This window comes from Streptomyces halobius, assembly GCF_023277745.1.
Classification (GTDB): Bacteria; Actinomycetota; Actinomycetes; order Streptomycetales; family Streptomycetaceae; genus Streptomyces; species Streptomyces halobius.
This window is the reverse complement of the sequence record NZ_CP086322.1, coordinates 677379-699902: the sequence shown is the minus strand read 5'-3', so window position 1 is coordinate 699902 and position 22524 is coordinate 677379. Positions and strand designations below refer to the sequence as shown.

The following is a 22524-nucleotide window of genomic DNA, read 5'->3' as shown; positions in this document are numbered from 1 at the left end:
CCCGACGGGCCGCACCCACCACCGGACAGCCAGGCTCAGCTCTCGACGTCCGTCACCGCGTCCCGATGCCGCGCCATCAGCTCCAGATACATCGCGGCATTCAGCGTGATGGTCTCGCGCTCCTCATCGGTCAGCTCCCGCTTGACCTTCGCCGGCACTCCGGCGACCAGCGAACCGGGCGGTATCCGCAAGCCCTGCGGGACCAGCGCCTGCGCGGCGACCAGTGAGCCCGCGCCGATATGCGCACCGTTCAGGACCGTGGCGCCCATGCCGACCAGGACATCGTCCTCGACGGTGCAGCCGTGCAACACCGCGTTGTGGCCGACGGACACCCGCGCGCCGACGGTCACCGGGAAGCCCGGATCCACATGCACCGTGCAGTTGTCCTGGATGTTGCTGTCGGCGCCCAGGATGATCGGGCCGCAGTCCGCACGCAGGACGGCGTGGTACCAGATGCTCGCCCCCGCGGCCAGGGTGACCTCGCCGAGCACGACGGATGTCGGAGCGGTGAACGCCGCCGGATCGATCTTCGGTTCCGCGCCGCCCACCTGTGCGATCAACGCCCGTCCGGTCATCGTTGGCTCTCCTCGTCAGGTCTGTGCCGCGCCCACAGCACCGTAGACGACAGCCGGCCGGGCCGGGGCGGCCGACGGTGGGGCGAAGATCACAGCGCGCTGTGCGGCCGGTCGTCCGCCGCGCTGAGTACGGTGTGCGAGTGCCGATGAACAAGAACGTGTTCTCATCCATGGCGGCGTGGCGGCGCCGGGCCGTGTCCCGTGCCGTCCACGGCGGCGCGCGCTGGGTGAGGCAGGCCGCTGCCGTCACGGCCGAGCGCCCCGGACCGTACCGCTTCCGCCGGATCGGCCACGGCACCCGGCTCGCCTACCCGCAGGGCACGGTCTTCGGCGACCCGTGGATCGAGATCGGCGACCACTGCATCATCGCCCAGGACGTGACGCTGACCGCCGGCATGATGCCGGACCTCGATCTCGGCGCGGAACCGATCCTCACCCTGGGCAACGGCGTGGTGCTGGGCCGCGGCAGCCATGTGATCGCGGATGTCCGGCTGACGATCGGCGACGACTGCTTCTTCGGCCCCGGTGTTTACATCACCACCACCAACCACAGTTACGACGACCCGGAGGTGCCGGTCGGGAAGCAGTGGCCGCGTGCCGACCCGGTGACCATCGGCCCCGGCAGCTGGATAGGCACCGGGGCGGTCATCCTGCCCGGGGCGCGGCTGGGCAGGAACGTCGTGGTCGCGGCCGGCTCCGTCGTCCGCGGTGAGGTCCCCGACCACGCGGTGGTCGCCGGCGCGCCCGCCAAGGTCGTCCGCAGCTGGGACCCGGAGGCGGGCTGGCAGCCGCCGCTGCGGACGCCGGCGCCGGTGCCGATTCCCGAGGGCGTCAGCCCGGAGCAGTTGCTCGCGCTGGCGGAGTGGCAGGACGCGGCGGTGGAGACGGACAGGGCGGGGGTGGACGCGATGAAGACGGACGGGACGGAGATGGGTGGAACGGGGGCGGACGGGACGGGGACGGCCGCCGCGCCGCGGTCGTCGGCGGACGCGGCGAAGAACCTGCCCGTCCGGGGCGCCCGCTGAGTGGGCGTCAGCCGCCGGAGGCGAGCAGCACCCCGATCAGGGCGAGCGAGGCGCCCGCCGTCTGGATCGCGCGCATCCGCTCCTTGAGGATGCCGAGCGCGGCGAGCGCGGTGACGACGGTGCCGATCGCCCCGAGCGGTGAGACCACACCCATCGGCCCGAGCGCCAGGGCGCGGTAGAAGGAGAGCATCGCGGGGGGTCCCACGACGCCGGCCGCGACCGCCTACCACAGCTGCGGCCCGGCCTCGCGCAAGCCGCCGGTGATCACCACGATGGCGCCCAGCACCACGGCGGCCAGCGTCTGCGAGACGACCACCACGGTCAGCGGGTGCAGACGCCGGGTGAGCAGTCCGCCGCCGAAGTCGGCGAGCCCGAAGAGAAGGCCGGTGGCCAGGGCGAAGGCCGTGGTCATGGCGAAACCTCGCAGTACAGTGAGCTGGACGCTGAAGTGCACCACACCGTAGTGCAAAAAATTCGACCGCGACATTGAATATATTGAACACTTCCACGTGAACTTGGAGTCGGTGGACCGTGACTGACCTCGACCAGCTCACCCAGTCGCTGGCGCGCAATCTCAAACGCTGGCGCACCGAACGCGGCTACACCCTCGACGCCCTGGCGGCCCGCGCCGGGGTCAGCCGCGGCATGATCATCCAGGTCGAGCAGGCCCGTACGAACCCGAGCGTGGGCACCACCGTCAAGATCGCCGACGCGCTCGGCGTCAGCATCACCACGCTGCTGGACTACGAACAGGGCCCGCAGGTACGGATCGTGGCGCCGGGCGAGGCGGTGCGGATGTGGTCCACCGACGCCGGCAGCCAGACCTCACTGCTGGTGGGGGCCGAGGCGCCCGGCCCCTTCGAACTGTGGGACTGGCGGCTGATGCCCGGCGACGAAAGCCGCTCCGATCCCCATCCGCCCGGCACCGTCGAGCTGCTGCATGTGCGCGTCGGCACGCTGACGCTCCTCGTCGACGGCGAGGAGCACACGGTGCCCGCGGGTGCCTCGGCGACCTTCGAGGCCAAGGTCGCCCACGGCTACCGCAACGACGGTACGGAGCCGGTGGAGATGGCCATGTCGGTGATCATCCCGCTCGGCCGCTGAACCACCGCGCCTGTTAGCTTGTCGCCATGCCCGTGCCGATGGATGCCTTCGACGATGTCCGGCCCGCCGCCGAGTCCCTGGACCTGCTGACCGAACCCGTCGCCGCCGCGATCCGCGGCTGGCGCGGACCCGTACCGGTCGAGGAACTCCGCTATGTCGATACGGATCCGGCCATCGCGGACACCGAATCCCTCGTCGCGCATCACGGCGCCTGGCTGCTCCAGCAGTCGGCGAACTGTGTCGTGGTGGCCGGCAAGCGCGGCGGCACGGTCACCCTGGCCGCCTGCGTGGTCCGCTCACACACCCGGGTCGACGTCAACGGCGTGGTACGCCGCCAACTGGGCGCCCGTAAGGCGTCGTTCGCGCCGACGGACACCGCGGTCGGGGACAGCGGCATGGAGTACGGCGGCATCACCCCGATCGGCCTGCCCACCTCCTGGCCGATTCTGGTGGACTCCGCCGTGGCCGATATGCCGTACGCGCTGATCGGCAGCGGCGGCCGCCGCGGCAAGCTGATCGTACCGGGCAAGGCGCTGGCCCAACTGCCGGGCGCCACGGTCCTGGAGGGGCTCGGCGTGGCCTAGGCTCACGCCGCCGCCCCACCGCGCACGCCGCCAGATACGGCGCACCCGCGCGTCGCCGTCCGCGAGGTCGCCGTCCACGACGAACCCGCCCAGGGGCGCATCCGGACCGGCCGGCTGCCGGCGCCCCACCGCCTCCGCGTCCCGCTCCCAACCCCCCGGCTCATCAGGCCCGTTCATCGCAAAGAACATCAGCCGGACGAGCTCGGCGGCGTCCTCGGGAACAGCGGCACGTGGTGCGATCACGCCCGGACGCTGACCCGGCCCGCGCTCAGCCCAAACGGGGAATCTCAATCGCCGGACAGCGGTCCATGACCATGGCGAGACCGGCGGCGCGGGTGCGGTGGTAGGCGGCGTCGTCCTTGACCCCGAGCTGGAACCAGACGGCCTCGGCGCCGATGGTGACGGCTTCGTCGGCGATGGCTCCGGCGAGGTCGCTGCGCACGAAGACGTCGACCACGTCGACCTTGAAGGGGACGGCATCAAGGGACGGATAGCCCACTTCCCCGTGCACGGTCTCGGCTTTCGGGTGCACGGGGACGATCCGCTTGCCGTAACCCTGCAGCACCTCTGCGACGCCGTACGCGGCGCGCTGCCGGTTCCCGGACAGTCCCACGACGGCCCAGGTGTCTCCGAGCTCGGTGAGGATTCTGCGGATGGTCGCCTGGTCGTCGTGCATCGGTGCCTCCTGTAGTCCATGGTCCCTGTGCAGCACAACGGGTGATCGGCTTGGCTGATTCCTTTCGGACGCTGTGGGGTGACTGGGTTCGCCGGTACGGCGCAGAACGGCACCCGTCCCTCAAGGCGGGTGCCGTTCTGTGAGCCTGCCGTGAGGACGGGCTCAACCCGCCATCGACGGGGCGTAGGGCGACAAGGCCGGAGCGAGCTGCACTCCCGGGGCCAGGCCGAGGGCGATGAGACCGTCGGGCAAGCCGCGTCCGACGTGGGCCGCTTCCTGTGTGCCCTGCGCGGCCAGCGGGCGGCAGCTGGCCGAGATGATCTCGAACAAGCGCTGCACCCGGCCGGATCCGCGGGGCAGCAGCTGGCCGTGGAAGTCCTCGTGGTGAGCGAGAACGAGGGCGGCGAGGCCGGCGACATGCGCCGAGGCCGTGCCGGTGCCGTCGAGAGCCGTGTATCCGCCCTGTGGCACGCACGACAGGACCGCCACACCGGGGGCGGCCGCGTCGACGCCGGGCCCGTAGCAGCTGAACGGCGCGGCGAACAGCCCTTCCGGTGTCAACTGCGGCCCCAAATGGGTGGCTTGGGACGTGCCCTGCGGGTACGAGCCGAAGGCTCCCAGCGCGCCCACGGCGAACACGGTGGGCAGCGAGCCCGGGAAGGCGACCGGCCCGCCGGTGTCGCCCGCCGGGGCGACGCAGGCGATGCCCGCCGCGTTGGCGTCGGCGACTTTGCGGGAGACCAGCGCCGACGAGTACGGGGTCGCCACCGCGATGTGCGCGATGTCGACCTCGTGTGCGATGCAGTGGTCCAGCGCGGCGATGAGATCGCTGAAATGCCCGTCGTGCATCACCTGACAGACCTCGATCTCGGCGTCGACCGCGATACCGATGACGCCCTTGCCGGTGTCCGCCCCGGCGATGATGCCCGCCGCGTGTGTACCGCTGCCCACGGTGTCGCGAGCCCATCCGTCGTCCGTGCCGCGAACCAGATCGACCCCGGAGCGCACCCGTTCCTTCAGATCGGGGTGCTCGGCGCTGACCCCCGACCCGATGACCGCGATCTTGACGCCGAAGGCGCGGAACGTGGGGGGCAGCCGGTCCAGCCGCATGGCCTGCTGGCCCCACCCGTACCGCTGCCGCTTCTCCAACTCCGGGTACGCCTTGGCCAGCGGGGTGAGGGTGACGACGTTCTCCCGGGTCGCCGACAGGTCGGGGCGAGGGATCCAGCGGTCCGTGTAACCGCTCCTGGGGCGCACGTACAGGGACCGGACGGAGTGTGCGGTCTCCGTCGCCAGCGCGATGGTGACCGTCCCGTCGGCCCTGGTGATGCCCTGGCTCGGCCAGGTCGCCCCGATCAGGAACACCCCCGCGCCGGCCAGCGGTTCGCCGTCCGGGCCACAGACGCGCAACGAGATTTCTACGGGTTGCTCCAGCGGCGTGACCAGCCCCGGATCGCGGAGCGGCAGAATCCCCGCGGCCGGTGTGGCGGCGGGTCCGGTTCCGGCCAGTGGCAGGTCCGGCTCGATGTGTACGTGGAGCGACTGCATCGCCGGGATCTGGGCCTCGGCTGCCTCGACGACCGCGATTTCCGGGCAGGAGGGGGGCAGCCCGGCCGACTGGAGCTTCTCCGACGGCTGGAGTCTGCGGATCACTGTGACCTCGGGCATCTGGTCCAGCCGGTCACAGACCGTGTCCATGTCGAGTTCGGGCACTCCCGGTGGGAGCAGTTGCTGCGGCAGCGGTGTCACCAAATACCGCTCCCGGCGTGGCTGCACCGTGAGGGGTGTCGGCGCGCCTTCCTTGCGTGGCCCCGTTTCCTTGCCCTCGGGGCCCGGTCCACCTGCCCCCGCGCCCTCGGACCCGCTCTCGCGGCTGTTTCCGGGCCTTTCCTTGACCATTACGTCCACCTTCACCACGCCTACGTCGTATTTCTGCTCCTGATCCGGTAACAGGCGGCTCGCGCTTCCACGGTGATGCGGTGTGCCCGGGAAGCACTCCGGGGCACACCGCATCGCGCGCCGCCAGGGTTCAGCCGATGCCGAAGGGCTGACCCATCTGGCCGTAGCCGAAGCCCGGCTGCTGGTACTGCGGGAACTGCTGGCCGAACCCGCCGCCCCACTGCTGGCCCTGCTGACCCTGCTGAAGCAGGGTCACGATCGCGGTCGGCAGCGCCTGCTGCACGGACTGCTCCACCGCGTGCCGGATGCCCGCGTGCAGTGCGCGGTGCAGCGCGAGGGCGAGGTACGGGTGGGCCTGGTGGCCCAGGCCCTGCTGCTGGAGCTGCTGCTGGACCTGCTGCATCTGCTGCGCGACCTGCTGGCTCGTCTGCTGACACGCCTGCTGGATCGCCTGCTGGACCACCTGCGTGATCTGCTGCTGGCCTCCGGTCTGCTGACCGAACTGCTGCAGGGGTTGTTGGGTACCGGTCATCACCGTTATGAATGCTCCATCCGATGTAAACACGAGAGAAGCTGACATAAAGTCTAAATCAGCCTTATCGGAATAAACCGACGACCCGAAGTTAAGGTGACGTCACCTGGGCCGCAGTCCATGACCGCCCAGACGGGAGTCAAGACGGGCGAATCACCGACTCGCGCAGCATGTGGTTCGCCCTGCAGCCCAGCGCCCGCGGGGTCGTCGTCGAACCGGGGCCAATGGTGCCGTTGGGACAGGCTGCTTACCGCCAAGACGGCGCCCTGCTCAGGACGTTCGGCATGGCTCTGGGCGTCTCCGGGCCGGTCATGCTGCTGCGCGGCCGCGGCGTCAGGAAGGAGCTACGTACCGAGTCGGGCGCCGGGTTCCTCCGGACCGGGGCGCTCGTACCAGAAGACGGCACGGGCGCCCGGCAGTTGTTCGACGAGTTCGTGTGTCTCGGCGCGCAGGGCGTGGTCGGCGGGGGAGCGGTCGGCGTGCAGGACCAGCACCGGGCGGGACGAACCGAAAGCGGCGAGATGGGCCGACATGCTCGTCACGGGGGTGCAGCCGATGCCAGGGAGACCAGCACAACCGGGCGATGCCGCTGTTCACCGGTTGCGCGAACTGGCTGATGCCGCTGCAGATCTGCGCGCCCGACGTGGCTTCCCCCCGTCTGAACATGCTCGCGTTCTGACTGTTCCTCTGAGGAATCGGGCTGGATTCCCGGTGCGTCCGTCGGGCCGGAATTCCGGCGCCTATGCAGACGCCCCGCCCGAAGGGGAAGACGGGCGGGGCGGGTCCGTGTGCCGACGGTCAGTTCGGGCCGCCGACCACCCCGCTGCCTGCCATCCCGGCCCCGACGACGCTGCTGCCGCCCGTGGTGCGGGCCGGCTTGCCGATCGGCACCGGCTCGACCCCGGCGGCCCCGGTGCCGGGACGCAGCGCCCCCGGAGCGGCCGTCTCGTCGGCATCGTCCGGCTGCTCCGTGGCGCCGGCCCCGACGGCGGCCAGCGCCGCACGCAGCGGCCCGGTCTCCACCAGCATGCTCACCGGGCCGGTCGGGTTCAGATACAGGGCGTGGCCCGGCGGCAGCTGCTCGACGAGTTCGGCCACCGGCCGCCGGTCGTACAGCAGACGTCCCACGGATTCGAGATAGACCGGCGAGGTGTAGACGGGGATCACCGGGGTGCCCTCGGGAGAGGCCGCGGCCAGCGGGGTCCCGGTCGTGGTGACCAGCACGGAGACCTCCGCGCGCGCCAGTGTCTCGTGCACGTCCTGGGCCGGGCCGTAACCGGTGGCGGCGAGCTGTACGGCCCGGTCGACGGCGTCGGCCGGGTCCGCCCAGTCCAGCATCTGCGGGGACGGCCGGTACTCCGGGTTGTCCCGCCACTCCTCGATTTCGCCGGTCGGTCCCGACCGCCACTGGCCGATCAGCGCCCACAGCGGCGGTGCCCCCTCGCCCGACCAGGTCAGATCCACCATCGCCAGCCAGTGATCGGGCGCGTTCCGTGCCGCCTCGATGACCTCCGGGGGCGGCTCGGGCATATCCGAACCCGTCTTCGGTTCGCCCGCCGTCATCGCCGCCTGTGTGCTGTTGTCCATGAAGCCTCCGCCAACCCGCCGTTCCGATCCTGAGTGCACGAGTCGGCCCCGGAATCACGAGGCCCTCGCCCTGGGCTCACAGTGCCTACGGGCACCCCGGACGTCTGCCCGACGCACCGTGCGGGCCGTGCGAGTCCGCCGCCTGGCCGTGCGGGCTGCGCCCGTACGGCGGACACCGCAGCGCGGCGCTGCGCCTGGGACGTGTGGTGTCCGTCTGTCAGTGGGCCCGCATAGGCTGGTGCGATGCAGGATCAGTACCGGACTCTCGCGCGCGAGGGTGTCCACGAGATCGAGATCAACAAGTCCCGCTTCCTCTGCGCGCTCGCGCCCGTCGCGACCGAGACCGAGGCCCAGGACTTCATCGCGCGCATCCGCAAGGAGCACCCCACCGCCCGCCACCACTGCTTCGCCTATGTCCTCGGCGCCGACGGCGGCGTCCAGAAGGCGAGCGACGACGGTGAGCCGGGCGGCACCGCGGGCGCACCGATGCTGCAGATGCTGGTGCGCCGCGAGGTGCGCTATGCCGTCGCCGTCGTCACGCGGTACTTCGGCGGCGTCAAGCTCGGCGCGGGCGGTCTGATCCGGGCCTACGGAGGCGTCGTCGGGGAGGCGCTGGACGTGCTGGGCACCGTCACCCGGCAGCGCTTCCGGCTGGTGACGGTCACTGTCGACCACCAGCGTGCGGGCCGGGTGGAGAACGATCTGCGGACGACGGGGCGTGCGGTGCGCGAGGTGACCTACGGGGCGGACGTCCGCATCGAGGTCGGGCTGCCGGAGGCCGATCTGACCGCCTTTGGCGCCTGGCTGGCCGATGTGACGGCGGGGACCGCGAAGCTGGAGCTGGGCGGCGAGGCGTACGGGGACGTGTGACCGGGACCGGCGGGGTGCCGGTGTGAGAAGAGGCTGACCGGTGCCTGACTTACCGGAGGAGCGGGTGGGCTTCGTCCCCGCATCGGACGGTGTCGGGCCATCGCCGTCAGCGACAGGCCACTGTCATCAGCCGGCCGCCCGGATCCCGAGGTCACCGCCTGACCGGATCCGTCGTCATCCGCCGGGGAGTGCCCACCGCACACCTCTCCGGGTGCGAAACTTGGGGGCGATCATCAGCCGCGAGCGGGGAGAGGGACGAACACATGCGGGCCGGAGCCCATCGGTGAGACTGCTGCACACCTCCGACTGGCACCTGGGGCGGTCGTTCCACCGTGTGAGCCTGCTCACCGCGCAGCGCGCGTTCCTCGATCACCTCGTCGAGACGGTCCGCGAGCGGGAGGTCGACGCGGTGCTCGTCGCCGGGGACATCTACGACCGTGCCGTGCCGCCGCTCGCCGCCGTGGAGCTCTTCGACGACGCCCTGCACCGCCTCGCCGGGCTCGGCGTCCCCACGGTCATGATCTCCGGCAACCACGACTCCGCCCGCCGGCTGGGCGTCGGCTCCGGACTGATGCGGCGCGCCGGCATCCATCTGCGCACCGACCCGGCGGCCTGCGGCACCCCCGTGCTGCTCGCCGACGCGCACGGCCCGGTGGCGCTCTACGGGCTGCCGTATCTCGAACCAGCCATGGTGCGCGACGAACTCGGCGCCCCACGGGCCGGCCACGCCGACGTGCTGGGCGCGGCGATGGACCGGGTACGGGCCGACCTGGCCGCCCGGCCCCGGGGGATGCGGTCCGTCGTCCTCGCGCACGCCTTCGTCACCGGCGGCGCCCCCAGCGACAGTGAGCGCGATATCACCGTCGGCGGCGTCGCCTCCGTCCCCGCGGCTGTCTTCGACGGTGTCGACTACGCCGCCCTCGGACATCTGCACGGCTGCCAGACCCTCACCGAACGGGTCCGCTACTCCGGATCCCCGCTCGCCTACTCCTTCTCCGAGGCCGACCACCGCAAGTCGACCTGGATCGTCGACCTCGACGCGGCGGGCACGGTGCGCGCGGAGCGGGTGGACTGCCCGGTGCCCCGCCCGCTGGCCCGTATCCGGGGCCCGCTGGAACGCCTGTTGGACGATCCGGCGCTGGCCCGGTACGAGGATTCCTGGGTGGAGGCGACGCTCACCGACACCTCCCGCCCGCACGAACCGATGGCCCGGCTCGGCAAGCGCTTCCCGCATGTCCTCAGCCTGGTCTTCGACCCCGATGAGGGGCCCGCCCGTTCAACGGCCTCGTACGCGCAGCGGCTGCGCGGGCGCAGCGACCAGGAGATCGCCGAGGACTTCGTGGCACACGTACGGGCCGGACGCGCGGCCGACGAGGACGAGCGGGCCGAACTGCGGTCCGCGATCGACGAGGTACGCCTCGACGACACGGTGCACGAGGTGGCGCGATGAGGCTGCACCGGCTGTCCGTCACGGCCTTCGGCCCGTTCGCCGGCACCCACACCGTCGACTTCGACCGGCTCTCGCGCGACGGACTGTTCCTGCTGCACGGGCCGACGGGCGCCGGGAAGACCTCGGTCCTGGACGCCGTGTGCTTCGCGCTCTACGGGTCGGTGCCCGGAGCGCGGCAGAACGGCCAGGCGCTGCGCAGCGACCTCGCGGACCCGCTGACCCTCACCGAGGTCGTCCTCGAACTCACCGTGGGCGGACGGCGGTTGGAGATCACCCGGCTGCCCGAGCAGACCCGACCCAAGAAACGGGGCAGCGGGACGACCCGGGAGAAGGCGCAGAGCCGGCTGCGGGAGTATGCGCCCGCGCAGGCGCCCGGTGCCGGGGACGCGCCGGCCGCTGACGGTTCCGGCGGCGGCGACTGGAAGGCGCTGAGCCGCTCCCATCAGGAGATCGGCGAGGAGATCGGCCAGCTGCTCGGCATGAGCAAGGAGCAGTTCTGCCAGGTGGTGCTGCTGCCGCAGGGCGACTTCGCGCGTTTCCTGCGCGCCGACGCCGAGGCCAGGGCCCGGCTGCTCGGGCGGCTCTTCGACACGCGCAGATTCGCCGCCCTTGAGGAGCGTTTGACCGCACGCCGGACGGCGGCGGCGGACCGGGTGGCTGCGGGCGACGAACGGCTGCTGGCGCTGGCCCACCGGATGACGCAGGCCGCCGGTGACAGCGCCGATCTCGCCGATCCGTCGGTCCCCGCCCCGGGACGGGCCGCACCGGCCGCACCGGTCCGGGGGCGCGGCCGGGCATCCGGCACCGTTCCCGCGCAGGCCGGGCCATCGGAGGGCGGGGCGGCCCGCGGTGCGACCGGCCGTACCGACACCCCCGCGCCCGGCCCAGGCGAGCCGGGATTCGCCGAGGCCGTGCTGGTCAGGGCCGCCGTGGCCCGGGCCGGCGCGCGGGAGCGGCTGGAGATCACCCGGGCCGCGGTGCGGTCGGCCGAGGCGGCGGAACGGGCGGCGGCCCGGCGGCTGGAGGAGGCCCGCGAGCGGCACCGGCTCCAGCAGCGGCACGCCGACGCCCGCCGGCGGGCCGCCCGGCTCGACGCCCACGCCGAGGAGCACGGCCGTACGCGGAGCCGTCTGGAGCGCGCCCGCGCGGCCGCGGACGTCGCCCCCGCCCTGGCGCTGCGGGACGCCGCCTGGCGCGAGCTGGCCGCCGCGCAGCGCGCCGAGCGGCAGTACAGAGCCGTACTGCCTCCCGACCTCACCGACGCCGAGGGCGACCAACTCGTCTCGTCGGAACGCCGGTTGAGAGAAGACCTGGGGTCGCTCGCGGCGGCCCGCCGGGCCGAGCGGCGGGCCGCCGACATCGGCCTGGAGCACGCCGCCCTGGACCGCGAGGCACGGTCCGACGAGCAGACGCTGCTGGACGCCGCGCAGTGGCTCGCCGCATGGGACACCGCCCGCCGGGCCCACCAGCGGCGCATCGAGGCCGCCCAGGAGGCCGCGACCCGGGCGGAACAGCTCGGTCCCCTGCTCGAACCAGCCGTCGCACGCCTGGAAGCGGCCCGCCGTCGCGACCGGCTGACCGCAGAACTCCGCACGGCCGAGGGTGAGTTGCTCGCCGCCAGGGAACGCTCCCTGGCCGCCCACGAGCACTGGCTCGACCTCAAGGACCGCCGGCTGCGCGGCATCGCCGCCGAACTCGCGGACGGCCTGCGGGACGGCGAGGCATGCGCGGCGTGCGGCGCGACCGAGCACCCCGACCCGGCCCGCGCGGGCGCCGGACACGTCGACCGGGCGGCCGAGGAAGCGGCGCTGACGGCCTGGCGGCGGGCCGAGAACGCCCGCCAGGAGACGGAGACCCGCTGCCAGGGCGTCAGGGAGGCGCTGGCAGCGGCGGCCGCCACGGCCGGGGAGACGCCGACCGCCGAACTGGCCGCCCGCGTCGATGAGCTGCGGTCGGACCACGCGCGCGAGCACGCGGCCGGCGCGGATCTGCATGCCGCGCGTGAGGCGCTGGGACGCGCCGAGCGGGAGTACGAACGCCGCCGCGCCGAGCAGCAGAACGCCGAGCGCAGGGCCGCCGCCCGTACCTCGCACCGTGAGGCGCTGGACCGTGAACGGGCCATGCTGGAAGAGGAGTTGAGCCAGGCGCGGGGCGACTGCGCCAGCGTCGCCGACCGGGCCGGCCGACTGGAGCGACAGGTCGCCCAACTCGCCGCCGCCGCGGAGGCGGCGCACACCGCGAACTCCTGCGCCGAGCGGCTCAAGGAAGCCGACGCCGCACTCTCCGACGCCGCCTACCGCGCCGGATTCGACACCCCGCAGGCAGCCGCCGAGGCGCTGCTGCGCGACGACGAATGGCGCGCGCTGCAGCAGCAGCTCGACGAATGGCAGGCCGAATCGGCCGCCGTGAAAGCGGAGTTGGCCGATCCGGACGGCATCGCCGCCGCAGCCCTGCCACCCGCGGACCCGGACGGCGCCCGCACCGCGCTGGACGCCGCGGCACACCGGCTGCGGACCGCCTCCGCGCACCACGCCGCGGCCCGCGAACGCTGCGCCGACCTCGACCGCCTCTCCGTCCGTGCCGAGGCCGACGCCCGCGAACTCGCCCCACTGCGCAGCGCCTACGACCGCGTCGCCCGCCTCGCCTCACTCGTCTCCGGCACCTCCACCGAGAACGCGCGCCGGATGCGGCTGGAGTCCTACGTCCTGGCCGCCCGCCTCGAACAGGTCGCGGCCGCCGCCAGCACCCGCCTGCACCGGATGTCCGCCGGCCGCTACACCCTCGTGCACTCCGACGAACGGGCGGGCAGCGCCCGTCGCTCCGGCCTCGGCCTGCACGTCATCGACGCGTGGACGGGCCATGAGCGGGACACCTCCAGCCTCTCGGGCGGCGAGACGTTCTTCGCGTCGCTCGCGCTGGCGCTCGGGCTCGCCGATGTCGTCACCGAAGAGGCGGGCGGCACCCGCCTGGACACCCTCTTCATCGACGAGGGCTTCGGCAGCCTGGACGAACAGACCCTCGACGAAGTGCTGGACGTCCTGGACTCCCTGCGCGAACGCGACCGCAGCGTCGGCATCGTCAGCCATGTCGCGGACCTCCGGGCACGCATCCCGGCCCAACTGGAGGTGGTCAAGGACCGGTCGGGGTCCAGGGTGCGCCATCGGGTGCAGGGGTGAGCGGGGTCGGCTTGTGTTCTGGTGCAGGTCAGCGCCCAACTGGGCGGCGGGGGAGGGGCGATGAGTAGACGACGCTGGTCGTCACCGCGCCCAGGGACCCGATCCGGCCCGACACCTCCTCCAGATGCCGCATCGACCGGGCGGCGACCTTGATGACGAAACAGTCGTCGCCCGTCACGTGGTGCGCCTCCAGGATCTCCGGTGTGGTCTCCAGGAGATCGTGGAACGGCTTGTAGTTGCCGTTCGGGTACCGCAGTCGCACAAACGCCAGGACCGGCAGGCCGATCCGCTCCGGGTCGATCACCGCCGCGTAGCCCGATATCACCCCGGCCTCTTCCATCCGCCGTACCCGTTCGGTCACGGCGCTCGCGGACATGTTCACGGCGCGCGCCAGTTCGGCGTAGCCCGCACGGCCGTTGCGCTGCAGGACATCGAGGATGCGCCAGTCGGTGGCGTCAGGGGAATAGCCGGTCATCTCCGCTGTCTAGCGTGGAATCCCCGGTAGATCAAGGGTTCTGCCGGTGATCGTCGCTTATCGGCCCGCCCGACGAACCGTAAATTATCGGCCATGATCACACAGATACCGCAGCACAACGCCGTCAGCGGTCGTCCCGCCGGACCCGTCCTCGCCGTCCCACCGGCCGCCCCCGCCGACGCCGCCGCGTACTTCGCCGCGCACCTCGCCCTCCACACCGATGTCGCCGACGTACACAGCGCGCTCGCGACCGCCGACGCGTCTCCCCTCGACTTCGTCGTCGACTCCCGCAGCACGGAGGCATGGGACCAGGGCCATGTGCCCGGCGCCGTCCATCTGCCCTCCGCCCGCATCCCGCAGGACGCGGGGGAGTTGCTGGACCCGGCGGTTCCGGTCGTCGTGTACTGCTGGGGCCCCGGCTGCGACGGCGCCACCCGCGCCGCCCTCACACTGGCCCGGCTCGGCTACCGGGTCAAGGAGATGCTCGGCGGCATCGAGTACTGGATCCGCGAGGGCTACGAGGTCACGACCCGGCAGGGCACGGAACAGCGGCCGGCGGATCCGCTGACGGCACCTGTCGGGGCGGCGGATTGCGGCTGTTGAGGACGCCGGGGCCGGACGCGGGTGGGCCTCCGCTCGGCCGCGTCAGCCCTCAGGCGGTGCGGACCGGCGGTGTGGCGAAGGCGGCCCCGTCGGCCTCGTAGGCGCGCAGGCCGTCGCGTTGTCCGGCGAACCGGAAGCCGGCGCGTTCGAGGACTCGCTGCGACGGCAGGTTCTCCGGCTCGGTCAGCGCGCACACCGTGCCTACCTCGGGCCGGGCCGCGGCCCAGCCGGCCAGCAGTCGGGTGGCGTCGGTGGCCCATCCGGCGCCGCGTGCGGACGGGGCGAGGTCGTAGCCGATCTCCACCCAGCCCGCGCCGTCCGGCGGGCCGTGGAAGCCGATGCTGCCGAGGGCCGTGCCCGTCGTGGCGTCGGTGAGGACGAAGACGCCCCAGCCGGGACGGTAGAGGCCGGCAGCGGCCGCGCGTGCGGCGATCCTGGCGCCGTCGGACGTGGCCGGTGGCGGTGCGCCGTCGATCCAGTCGAACCCCGCGGGTTCGCCGTCCGCGACCCGCGCCGCGACGGTCGGCAGCAGGGCGCGCAGTGCCACCCGCCCTTCCCTGAGTGTCAGCGGGAAACCGGCGGCCACGGTGACCAGCGCTTCGCACAGTGGCCCGGTGTCGGCCCCTTCGGGCAGCCCGCTGACCTGGCCGTCGCCGACCTCCACGACCCGCCAGACGCCGTCCGCCCGCCTGGCAAGATCCGTGGTGATGAAGGGTAAGCTCAATGCTCGTACTGCAGGGGCTGCTTGGGTGAGATCGGGGACCGGGTGCTGCTGCGGGGTATCGGGATGCGCGCTGATCAGGACGGGCTCGTCGGCCACCCACCACACCCGGGCCTCGCCCGTTGCACCGAACGGTTCGAAGGCGCGCAGCACCACGCCCCCGGTGAGGAACTCCTCCTGGAGGGCGATGAACCGTTCGACCACCGACGTCAGCCGCCCGGTGTCGGCCGCGTCCGGCACATACACGGCCTCGTCCCACTCGTGCTTGCGGGACTTCACCCAGTCCTTGACGACGAGGGGGCCGCCGCTGAACGGCTGGGCCAGCCGCGCCAGGGTTTCGGCCCGCGGAGCCCTGCCCGGAGCGCAGGGCAGCCAAACGCTCTTCGGGGTGAGCGCGCTGAACGTGTCGTACCAGCCGGGGAGTTCATGCGCGGTGCGGTAGGCGGTGGGCGAGGTCAGCAGGCGGCAGCCACGGGCCGTGAGGGCGGCAGCCAGCTCGGCGTAGCGCGCGGCGGAGAGCATCCAGCCGCGATACCAGACGGCACCGGCATCGCGCGGCACCCGGGCCACGGCCCGCTCGGCGTCCCCGGACAGCAGCGCTTCGTGGTCGAGCACCGCGGTCGCCGCGCCGGCCGCTCGCGCCGCCGCGGCCTCCGGTGCGAAATGCGGGTCCGTACGCCGGGGGCGCTGGGGGCACCTCCCCGCGGTAGCTGGGTGGGGGGCGCCGGAGAAGAGGAACAGCGGGCGGTGCGGCCCGGGAGCGCCGGACTTGCGGGTGCTGCTGGCGCTGTTGGTGAGGTGGGTGCTGTCGGTGCCCATGGTGTCGGACCCTACGGACGGTGGCGGCCGGCCACAACACGGAAAGTGGGGTGGCCGGCCGTGGGCGCACGGCAGGTGCCCCGGTCGTTCAGTCCCCGTCGTTCCCGTCGTCCCGGGAGCCGGGGACGCCTTTCGCCCGCCGCCCGCGTCTCAGAGCGCCGAGAGCTCGCTCAGCAGATCGTCCAGCCCCAGCGACCCCTGCGACAGCGCCGCCATGTGCCACGCCTTGAGGTCGAAGTCCGCGCCGTGCCGGGCTCGGGCCGCCTCCCGGCCCTGGAGCCAGACCCGCTCGCCGAGCTTGTAGCCGATGGCCTGGCCCGCCATGCCCTGGTAGCGGATGACCTCGCTCTCGATGTAGTCGGCCGGGCGGCTGCTGTGGGAGGCCAGGAACTCCTGTGCCAGCTCCGGCGTCCAGCGCTCGCCCGGATGGAACGGCGAGTTCGCCGGGATCTCCAGCTCCAGATGCATCCCGATGTCGATGATGACGCGGACGGCCCGCAGCATCTGCGCGTCCAGATAGCCCAGTCGCCGTTCGGCATTGGTCAGAAAGCCCAGCTCGTCCATGAGACGCTCGGCGTACAGCGCCCAGCCCTCCGCGTTGGCGCTGACGCCGCCCACGGTGGTCTGGTACCGGGAGAGGTTGTCGGCGACATGCGCCCACTGCGCCAGCTGGAGGTGATGGCCCGGGACGCCCTCGTGGTACCAGGTGGACACCAGGTCGTACGCCGGGAAGCGGGTCTGGCCCATGGTCGGCAGCCAGGTGCGGCCGGGCCGGGAGAAGTCCAGCGACGGCTCGGTGTAGTACGGGGCGGCGGCGGTGCCCGGCGGGGCGATCCGGGACTCCACCCGGCGCACCCGCTCGGCCAGCTCGAAGTGGGTGCCGTCCAGCGCGTCGATGGCCTCGTCCATCAGCGACTGGAGCCACTGCCGGGTCTCCTCGACGCCCTCGATGGCCTCGCCGTGCTCGTCGAGCCAGGCCAGCGCCTCCCACGGGGTTTTCGCGTCCGGCAGGATCTTCGCCGCTTCCGCCCGCATCTCGGCCAGCAGGCGGTGGAACTCGGCCCAGCCGAACGCGTATGCCTCGTCCAGGTCGAGGTCGGCGCCGTTGAAGTAACGCGCGAGGCGGCCGTAGCGTTCCCGGCCGACGACGTCCGGCGCGCCCTCGACGGCCGGGGTGTACACGTCACGGAGCCAGTCGCGCAGCTCCACCAGAGCGCCGGTGGCCACCGCGGCGGCCTTGGCCAGCTCCTCGCGCAGCGACTGCGGGCCCGGGTCGGTGAATTCCTCGAACCAGCTGCGGTCCGTACCGATCCATTCGTCCAACTGGCCGATGACGGTGACGACTTGACGCGGCCCGGCGGGCAGCTCACGTTTGAGACCCGCGTCCAGGGAGGCCCGGTATCCCTCCAGTGCGTCCGGGACGGCCCGCAGCCGCTGGGCGATGGCCGCCCAGTCCGCCTCGGTGTCGGTGGGGGTGACGGTGAAGACATCGCGGACGTGGTGCAGCGGGGAGCTGAGGTTGCTGACCGTACGCAGCCCCTCGCCCGCCTCGTGTACCGCGAGTTCGGAGATCAGCCGCTCGCGCAGCAGCCGGGCGCAGCGCCGCTCGGCCGGGCTGTCGCCGCCCGGCCGGGCCTCGGCCTCGGAGAGCTTCTCCAGCGTCGTACGGGCGAGCTGGGCCACCGCTTCCTGGCCCGTCGGCGAGAAGTCGGGGAGCCTGCCGGAACTCTCGGCGACGCCGAGGAAGGTGCCGGTGATCGGGTCCAGGTCGACGAGGGCGTCGACATAGGCGTCGGCGACCTGGCGGGGCAGCTGACTGCCTCCGAGGGGAGTGGTGTTGGCCATGCGGGCCATCTTCGTACGGATACACCCGCCGCGTCACCATCAATTCGGCGGACGTGCCTGTCGCTTTACGATCCCGTTGCCTTGCGGTGCCGTCGTCGTACGGTCCAGCCGTCATACGGTCCCGTCGTACGGTCCTGGTGCCGTCGCGCGCCGGTGCGCTGCCCCCGCCCGGGCGGGGACAGCGCGAGGGCTCAGTGGCGGCCGGAGCCTTCCCGGGTGACGGCGGGCTCCGGGGCGGTCTGACGGGCCGGCACCCCCGACGGCCGGGCGGTGATCACCAAGGTGCCCTCCTCTATCTGGTAGTCGAGGGGCAGGGCCAGGCTGCGCATCGCCGCCACCATCCCGGTGTTGGACGCCTGGGTGATGGCGTAGACGCTGTCGCAGCCCGTCTCGGCCGCCATCGCCACCAGCCGGCGCAGCAGCTCCGCGCCGATCCCGCGCTGCTGCCAGGCGTCCTCGACCAGCAGCGCCACCTCGGTCTCCTCGCCGTCCCACAGCAGATGCCCGAGTGCCACCAGCCGTCCGGACGTGGTCTCCACCGCCAGGGTGCGGCCGAACCGGGGGCTGAGCAGATGCCCCAGATAGCGGTCCGCGTCACCGATCGGGCCGTGATAGCGCAGCGCGAGGGTCTTCGACGAGCAGCGGTCGTGCATCTCGCGGGCCGCGGCGAGGTCGGAGGTGCCGGCGCGGCGGACGGTGATCGCGTTGCCCTCGGGCAGCGTCAGCACATCACGCCGCGGCGGCACCCGCTGGCCCAGTCTGGCGTCGAGATCGACCAGCGCGCGGACCCGGGCGAACTCGGTGGGCGTGAACGGCAACTGCGGCCTTTCGAGGGTGAGCGACCCCCCGGAGGGGTCGCGGAACTTCATGAGGTGTTTGTCGAGGACGCCCTCGGCGGGCACCTCCTCGGCGAGCGGCTGCCCGGTCAGCGAGCGCGCGGGCACCGAGTGGATGGTGCAGCGGCCCAGCAACTGGCGCAGCGCGAGGGGGAGTTCGGCGGAGTCCAGCGCCGTGCGCGTCGCCAGGCCCAGCATCCGGGTCGGTGCGTCGACGAGGTCGTGGGTGTCCGCCCGCTCCAGCCAGGTGTGCGCGCCGCCCGCGCGGGACGCCGTACGGGTGAGGTCGGCCGCTGCCAGCGCCGCCGGAGCGCGCAGCAGGAACTCGTCGACCGTTCCGCTGGACAGCGGGTGGGTCTGCAGACTCAGTATGTCCACCCGCCGCGCGGCCAGCGCGGTGCACAGGGCGGCCAGGCTACCCGGCTCGTCACGGACCGTGGTCCGCATCCGCCACAGCGCCGTCTGCTGCCCGCCGGCCTCCGGGGACGGGGTGGGGGACGGCGTCGTGGCGCCGGTATCGGACGGTGGCGCCACGGTTCTTTCGTAGCGGCGTGACCACCAGACGTGGCACCCCGTGGTGGCGAGCAGGGCGACGGCCGCGGCGACCAGCAGCGCCGGGCCCGAAGGCCCGTGTGCGGCCGCGTTGGCGATGACGTCCGCCACCGCCACGGTGGTGAACAGGGCGGCCAGCTCGACGACCTCCCGGCGCCAGTGAGGGCGGCGGGAGGAATGGGCGGAGGTTGCTTCAGTCATGCAGACAGCCTGACGGACAGGTATTGCCTGATCGCCAACACATTGTGTCCGACGGGTAAAAGACAGAATCGATGCATTGGTCCTTTATTGTCCCACTCGCCCCGGTTGCAGCACCTTACTGAACAAAATCTTGCCGCCTTCCTGACGCAGCCGCACCGTCAGTTCCCCGCTCCCCCCGTCGATGTCGATCTCGCCGAAGTTCTGCGGACTCTCCGCAGGGGAGGTGTTCGCACGGTCCGACGCTTTGATGAACGTCTGTTCGGGACCAAAGGTTCCATCGAGTTTCAGCGCCTGGAATCCGCCGGCGTTCAGCGGCCCGGAAACGAACTCCCAGAACGGCTCGAAGTCCTTGAACGCCGCGCGTTCCGGCGCGTAGTGCTGCGCCGACGTGTAGTGGACGTCCGTCGTCAGCCAGACCGTGCCGGTCACCTTCCGGTGCTTGATGTGCCGCAGCAGCTCCGCCAGCTGCAGCTCGCGGCCCAGCGGAGCACCCGGATCGCCCTGTGCCACCGCCTCGAAGTTCGTCTCACCGTCCGGGACCACCAGTCCCAGCGGCATATCGGAGGCGATCACCTTCCACACCGCGCGCGAGCGGACCAGCTCACGCTTGAGCCAGCGCAGCTGCTCGGCGCCGAGAATGCCCTGCGGATCGTCGGTCTGCCGGCCCGGCGAATTGGCATTGCGGTAGCGGCGCATGTCCAGCACGAAAACATCCAGCAGCGGACCGTGCCGCACCACGCGGTAGACCCGGCCGCCCCCGTCCGGCCGCAGCGTACGGATCGGAAAATACTCGCCGAACGCGCGCAGCGACCGTGCCGACAGCACATCCGCGTCCTTCACCGTGTACCGGTCGTCGTCCAGCAACTGCCCCGGATACCAGTTGTTGTGCACCTCGTGGTCGTCCCACTGGGCGATGGTGGGCACCTGGGCGTTGAACCGGCGCAGATTGTCGTCCAGCAGGTTGTAGCGGAACGCGCCCCGGAACTCCGCCAGCGTCTCGGCGACCTTCGCCTTCTCCTCGGTCGTCACATTCCGCCAGATCCGGCCGTCCGGCAGCGTCACCTTCTCGGGGATCGGGTTGTCGGCGTAGATGCTGTCACCGCTGCACAGGAAGAAATCCGGGTCGCGGCGCCGCATCTCCTCGTAGACGCGATAGCCGCCGCGGTCCGGATTGATGCCCCAGCCCTGGCCGGCCAGATCGCCCGACCAGTGGAGGCGGATGTCCGCACGCCGCTCGGGTGCCGTACGAAACGCGCCGGTCGCGGGCTCGCCGGTGCGCCCGGGGTCGTCCGGGTCGGCGAGCAGCACCCGGTAGTGGATCTGCTCACCGGGCGGCAGGCCGTGCAGCGAGGTGACACCCGTGAAGTCCGTACCGGCCCCGAGCACCGGACCGTGCCAGGTCCGGGTGGTCCTCCCGGGGCGGAACGATGCGGTCGCCGAAGTCTGCACGATCATCCGGGCCGGCCGGTCGGACCGCACCCACACCAGGCCCGACGACATCGTCACATCCCCGACCTGAATGCCCCAGTTGGCGCTCGGGCGCCCGCCACGGGCCTGTGCGGGCGCGGCACAGGAGAGAGCGGGCAGCGCCAGCGCCGCGGGACCGCCCGCCGCGCTCTGCAGCAGCGCCCGCCGTCCGAACCTGCTGCCGGATCCCTGTGCCATCTGATACCTACCTCCGTAGTTCGACCGACCTGGGCGACGCCGTGCTCGCTGACGCCGTGCTCGCTGACGCCGTGCTCGCTGACGCCGTGCTCGCTGACGCCGTGCACACTGATGTCATGCACGCTGATGTCGTGCTCGCCGATGTGGTGCTCGGTGACGTGCTGTCCGCTGACGTCCTGTTCGTACCGGTGCCCGATGCCCGGCAGCCGAACGCGCGGTGAACATCACCGGCTCCGTACGCCCCACGGGCCGCGCACATGGTCGCAAGTGCCTTGAGCGATCGCCAGGACGGAGGCCACCCACCCCTTTTCGTGTGTTCCTTTGTTGCTTGTTCCTCATGCTTGTTGTTCCCCGCCGCCCACCCCCCTTCGGGGGGTGGGCGGGTGTAGTGGCGCGGTTTCCCCCCACCAGGGGCGCACGTGTAGCGAAGGGGAACAGGCGCCACCCGCGGAACAGACGCCTCCCGCCACCCGCCTATGCGGCGTGACGTCAAGGTGGACGTGAGCGCTGACGCGTTCTTCAGCTCCGACCAGGTAACGTACGCGGCACCGTGCGTGTCGGCTTCGGATACCCGCACTCGGCAGCGATTCACGAAGGTGACGCCTGGCTACCAAACCCCTTGTCCAGACGATGCAGTTGATCTCATGTGCCCCTTCGGCCCCGTGCCTGCCTGCCCTCGCTGGGCGGTGCGGGGCCTTTGGCACATCTGGGGCCGCTTGCCAGACGTACGCTGCGGGTACGACTGCCGTACCTGTCAAGGGAGCGCGCACCATGGCTAAGGGCTTGCCGAGAGCGTCAGGAACTACCGGCGCACGGCCGGTATGAACCAGGAGCAGCTGACCGAAGCGGCAGACGTGTCAGTCGGCACTGTCCGAAAGGTGGAGCAAGGCGGAGACGTGCGCATGGAAACCTTGCACGCACTGGCCCGTGCCCTGGGGGTATCCACGTCAACGCTGTTCGCCACCGAGACCACGACGCCCGTTGTCGGCGACGAGGCAAACCGGGGATACCTCGTCGAGCTGCGGAAGGCGCTCATGCCCCCTGTGGGGCTCGCAGCACCCATGACGGACCGAGGAGGGGCTGAGGAGTTGTCGGCGCTCCCGCAGCGCCACGGCAGACGCTCACGCCCTCTACTGGGCCGATCGGTACGGTTCGGTGGCGAAGCGGCTTCCGGGCCCGCTGCGTTCCGCCGAAGCGACGGTTGAGGCACTGGAGGGCGAAGAGCAGCAGCACGCCATGATTGCGCGGTGTCACGCCTTGCTGCTGACCTGCAAGTACCTGACGCAGGTTCGGCAGTACGACATGGCGTGTTGCGCGCTGGCGGAAGCG

General features: G+C 72.0%; 19 protein-coding genes and 2 pseudogenes. 9 read left to right on the top strand and 12 right to left on the bottom strand.

The genetic code is table 11. The annotated features are described in order from the left end of the window. Positions 1 to 35: 35 nt before the first annotated feature. Positions 36 to 575, bottom strand: a complete 540-nt coding sequence (locus K9S39_RS03155; RefSeq protein ID WP_248861803.1) for a gamma carbonic anhydrase family protein — start codon at positions 573 to 575, stop codon at positions 36 to 38. A 140-nt stretch (positions 576 to 715) separates the two neighbouring features. Between K9S39_RS03155 and K9S39_RS03150 the strand changes: the two genes are divergently transcribed. Further along, positions 716 to 1600: an acyltransferase gene (locus K9S39_RS03150; RefSeq protein WP_248861801.1), complete on the top strand. Its 885-nt coding sequence runs from the start codon at positions 716 to 718 to the stop codon at positions 1598 to 1600. A gap of 13 nt (positions 1601 to 1613) precedes the next feature. Here the strand turns inward: K9S39_RS03150 and K9S39_RS03145 are convergent. Further along, positions 1614 to 2012: pseudogene (locus K9S39_RS03145) on the bottom strand (EamA family transporter); the annotation flags it as partial. Between the two features lie 119 nt (positions 2013 to 2131). Here K9S39_RS03145 and K9S39_RS03140 point away from each other — a divergent pair. After that, positions 2132 to 2704: a helix-turn-helix domain-containing protein gene (locus K9S39_RS03140; protein WP_248861799.1), complete on the top strand. Its 573-nt coding sequence runs from the start codon at positions 2132 to 2134 to the stop codon at positions 2702 to 2704. Positions 2705 to 2730: 26 nt separating this feature from the next. Next, positions 2731 to 3288, top strand: a complete 558-nt coding sequence (locus tag K9S39_RS03135) for a YbaK/EbsC family protein (protein ID WP_248861797.1) — start codon at positions 2731 to 2733, stop codon at positions 3286 to 3288. A gap of 268 nt (positions 3289 to 3556) precedes the next feature. Here the strand turns inward: K9S39_RS03135 and K9S39_RS03130 are convergent, their stop codons facing one another. From K9S39_RS03130 to K9S39_RS03110, 5 genes are all read right to left on the bottom strand, one after another. Next, positions 3557 to 3964 (bottom strand): CoA-binding protein, encoded by a 408-nt coding sequence (locus tag K9S39_RS03130; RefSeq protein WP_248861796.1) that lies wholly within the window; start codon positions 3962 to 3964, stop codon positions 3557 to 3559. A gap of 162 nt (positions 3965 to 4126) precedes the next feature. Next, entirely contained in the window at positions 4127 to 5863 is a 1737-nt protein-coding gene (locus K9S39_RS03125; RefSeq protein WP_248861795.1) for a S8 family serine peptidase, read from the bottom strand. Between the two features lie 130 nt (positions 5864 to 5993). Continuing rightward, positions 5994 to 6395 (bottom strand): hypothetical protein, encoded by a 402-nt coding sequence (locus tag K9S39_RS03120; protein WP_248861794.1) that lies wholly within the window; start codon positions 6393 to 6395, stop codon positions 5994 to 5996. A gap of 344 nt (positions 6396 to 6739) precedes the next feature. Continuing rightward, positions 6740 to 6928 carry a ferredoxin reductase domain-containing protein gene (locus K9S39_RS03115; protein ID WP_406707863.1) on the bottom strand — a complete coding sequence of 63 codons (189 nt, stop codon included), beginning with the start codon at positions 6926 to 6928 and terminating at the stop codon, positions 6740 to 6742. A gap of 265 nt (positions 6929 to 7193) precedes the next feature. Further along, on the bottom strand, positions 7194 to 7982 hold the full coding sequence (locus K9S39_RS03110) for a type VII secretion system-associated protein (RefSeq protein WP_248861793.1): 789 nt from the start codon (positions 7980 to 7982) through the stop codon (positions 7194 to 7196). A 243-nt stretch (positions 7983 to 8225) separates the two neighbouring features. Between K9S39_RS03110 and K9S39_RS03105 the strand changes: the two genes are divergently transcribed. The 3 genes from K9S39_RS03105 (at position 8226) to K9S39_RS03095 (ending at position 13478) form a co-directional block, all read left to right on the top strand. Then, positions 8226 to 8852: a YigZ family protein gene (locus K9S39_RS03105; protein WP_248861792.1), complete on the top strand. Its 627-nt coding sequence runs from the start codon at positions 8226 to 8228 to the stop codon at positions 8850 to 8852. Between the two features lie 283 nt (positions 8853 to 9135). Further along, positions 9136 to 10302, top strand: coding sequence for an exonuclease SbcCD subunit D (locus K9S39_RS03100; RefSeq protein ID WP_248861791.1), 1167 nt, complete (start codon positions 9136 to 9138; stop codon positions 10300 to 10302). Then, on the top strand, positions 10299 to 13478 hold the full coding sequence (locus K9S39_RS03095; RefSeq protein ID WP_248861790.1) for an AAA family ATPase: 3180 nt from the start codon (positions 10299 to 10301) through the stop codon (positions 13476 to 13478). Before K9S39_RS03100 ends, K9S39_RS03095 begins: the two co-directional genes overlap by 4 nt. Positions 13479 to 13506: 28 nt before the next feature. On the opposite strand, the gene K9S39_RS03090 is transcribed toward K9S39_RS03095, so the two are convergent. Further along, entirely contained in the window at positions 13507 to 13953 is a 447-nt protein-coding gene (locus K9S39_RS03090; protein WP_248861789.1) for an Lrp/AsnC family transcriptional regulator, read from the bottom strand. Positions 13954 to 14046: 93 nt separating this feature from the next. Here K9S39_RS03090 and K9S39_RS03085 point away from each other — a divergent pair, with 93 nt between their 5' ends. Further along, a complete protein-coding gene (locus K9S39_RS03085) occupies positions 14047 to 14556 on the top strand; it encodes a rhodanese-like domain-containing protein (RefSeq protein ID WP_248861788.1) in 510 nt (169 codons plus the stop codon). 49 nt (positions 14557 to 14605) lie between these two features. Here the strand turns inward: K9S39_RS03085 and K9S39_RS42280 are convergent, their stop codons facing one another. From K9S39_RS42280 to K9S39_RS03060, 4 genes are all read right to left on the bottom strand, one after another. Beyond that, on the bottom strand, positions 14606 to 16096 hold the full coding sequence (locus K9S39_RS42280) for a GNAT family N-acetyltransferase (RefSeq protein WP_319949527.1): 1491 nt from the start codon (positions 16094 to 16096) through the stop codon (positions 14606 to 14608). Positions 16097 to 16246: 150 nt separating this feature from the next. Beyond that, positions 16247 to 17941, bottom strand: coding sequence for a DUF885 domain-containing protein (locus K9S39_RS03070; protein ID WP_248861787.1), 1695 nt, complete (start codon positions 17939 to 17941; stop codon positions 16247 to 16249). Positions 17942 to 18132: 191 nt separating this feature from the next. Beyond that, positions 18133 to 19530 (bottom strand): GNAT family N-acetyltransferase, encoded by a 1398-nt coding sequence (locus K9S39_RS03065; RefSeq protein ID WP_248861786.1) that lies wholly within the window; start codon positions 19528 to 19530, stop codon positions 18133 to 18135. 84 nt (positions 19531 to 19614) lie between these two features. Continuing rightward, positions 19615 to 21195, bottom strand: a complete 1581-nt coding sequence (locus tag K9S39_RS03060; RefSeq protein WP_248861785.1) for an alkaline phosphatase D family protein — start codon at positions 21193 to 21195, stop codon at positions 19615 to 19617. Here K9S39_RS03060 and K9S39_RS03055 point away from each other — a divergent pair. Both K9S39_RS03055 and K9S39_RS03050 read left to right on the top strand, forming a co-directional pair. Then, positions 21189 to 21416, top strand: coding sequence for a hypothetical protein (locus K9S39_RS03055; protein WP_248861784.1), 228 nt, complete (start codon positions 21189 to 21191; stop codon positions 21414 to 21416). The two genes, K9S39_RS03060 and K9S39_RS03055, sit on opposite strands and share 7 nt — an antisense overlap. Before the next feature lie 573 nt (positions 21417 to 21989). Then, a pseudogene (locus K9S39_RS03050) lies at positions 21990 to 22400 on the top strand (helix-turn-helix domain-containing protein); the annotation flags it as partial. Positions 22401 to 22524: the final 124 nt, after the last annotated feature.

What these genes read in the sequence shown, in the direction of transcription:
- K9S39_RS03155 (WP_248861803.1), bottom strand. Translation starts at nt 575, where the DNA reads ATGACCGGACGGGCGTTGATCGCACAGGTGGGCGGCGCGGAACCGAAG.
- K9S39_RS03135 (WP_248861797.1), top strand. Translation starts at nt 2,731, where the DNA reads ATGCCCGTGCCGATGGATGCCTTCGACGATGTCCGGCCCGCCGCCGAG.
- K9S39_RS03130 (WP_248861796.1), bottom strand. Translation starts at nt 3,964, where the DNA reads ATGCACGACGACCAGGCGACCATCCGCAGAATCCTCACCGAGCTCGGA.
- K9S39_RS03125 (WP_248861795.1), bottom strand. Translation starts at nt 5,863, where the DNA reads ATGGTCAAGGAAAGGCCCGGAAACAGCCGCGAGAGCGGGTCCGAGGGC.
- K9S39_RS03120 (WP_248861794.1), bottom strand. Translation starts at nt 6,395, where the DNA reads ATGACCGGTACCCAACAACCCCTGCAGCAGTTCGGTCAGCAGACCGGA.
- K9S39_RS03115 (WP_406707863.1), bottom strand. Translation starts at nt 6,928, where the DNA reads ATGTCGGCCCATCTCGCCGCTTTCGGTTCGTCCCGCCCGGTGCTGGTC.
- K9S39_RS03110 (WP_248861793.1), bottom strand. Translation starts at nt 7,982, where the DNA reads ATGGACAACAGCACACAGGCGGCGATGACGGCGGGCGAACCGAAGACG.
- K9S39_RS03105 (WP_248861792.1), top strand. Translation starts at nt 8,226, where the DNA reads ATGCAGGATCAGTACCGGACTCTCGCGCGCGAGGGTGTCCACGAGATC.
- K9S39_RS03095 (WP_248861790.1), top strand. Translation starts at nt 10,299, where the DNA reads ATGAGGCTGCACCGGCTGTCCGTCACGGCCTTCGGCCCGTTCGCCGGC.
- K9S39_RS03090 (WP_248861789.1), bottom strand. Translation starts at nt 13,953, where the DNA reads ATGACCGGCTATTCCCCTGACGCCACCGACTGGCGCATCCTCGATGTC.
- K9S39_RS03085 (WP_248861788.1), top strand. Translation starts at nt 14,047, where the DNA reads ATGATCACACAGATACCGCAGCACAACGCCGTCAGCGGTCGTCCCGCC.
- K9S39_RS42280 (WP_319949527.1), bottom strand. Translation starts at nt 16,096, where the DNA reads ATGGGCACCGACAGCACCCACCTCACCAACAGCGCCAGCAGCACCCGC.
- K9S39_RS03070 (WP_248861787.1), bottom strand. Translation starts at nt 17,941, where the DNA reads ATGGCCAACACCACTCCCCTCGGAGGCAGTCAGCTGCCCCGCCAGGTC.
- K9S39_RS03065 (WP_248861786.1), bottom strand. Translation starts at nt 19,530, where the DNA reads ATGACTGAAGCAACCTCCGCCCATTCCTCCCGCCGCCCTCACTGGCGC.
- K9S39_RS03060 (WP_248861785.1), bottom strand. Translation starts at nt 21,195, where the DNA reads ATGGCACAGGGATCCGGCAGCAGGTTCGGACGGCGGGCGCTGCTGCAG.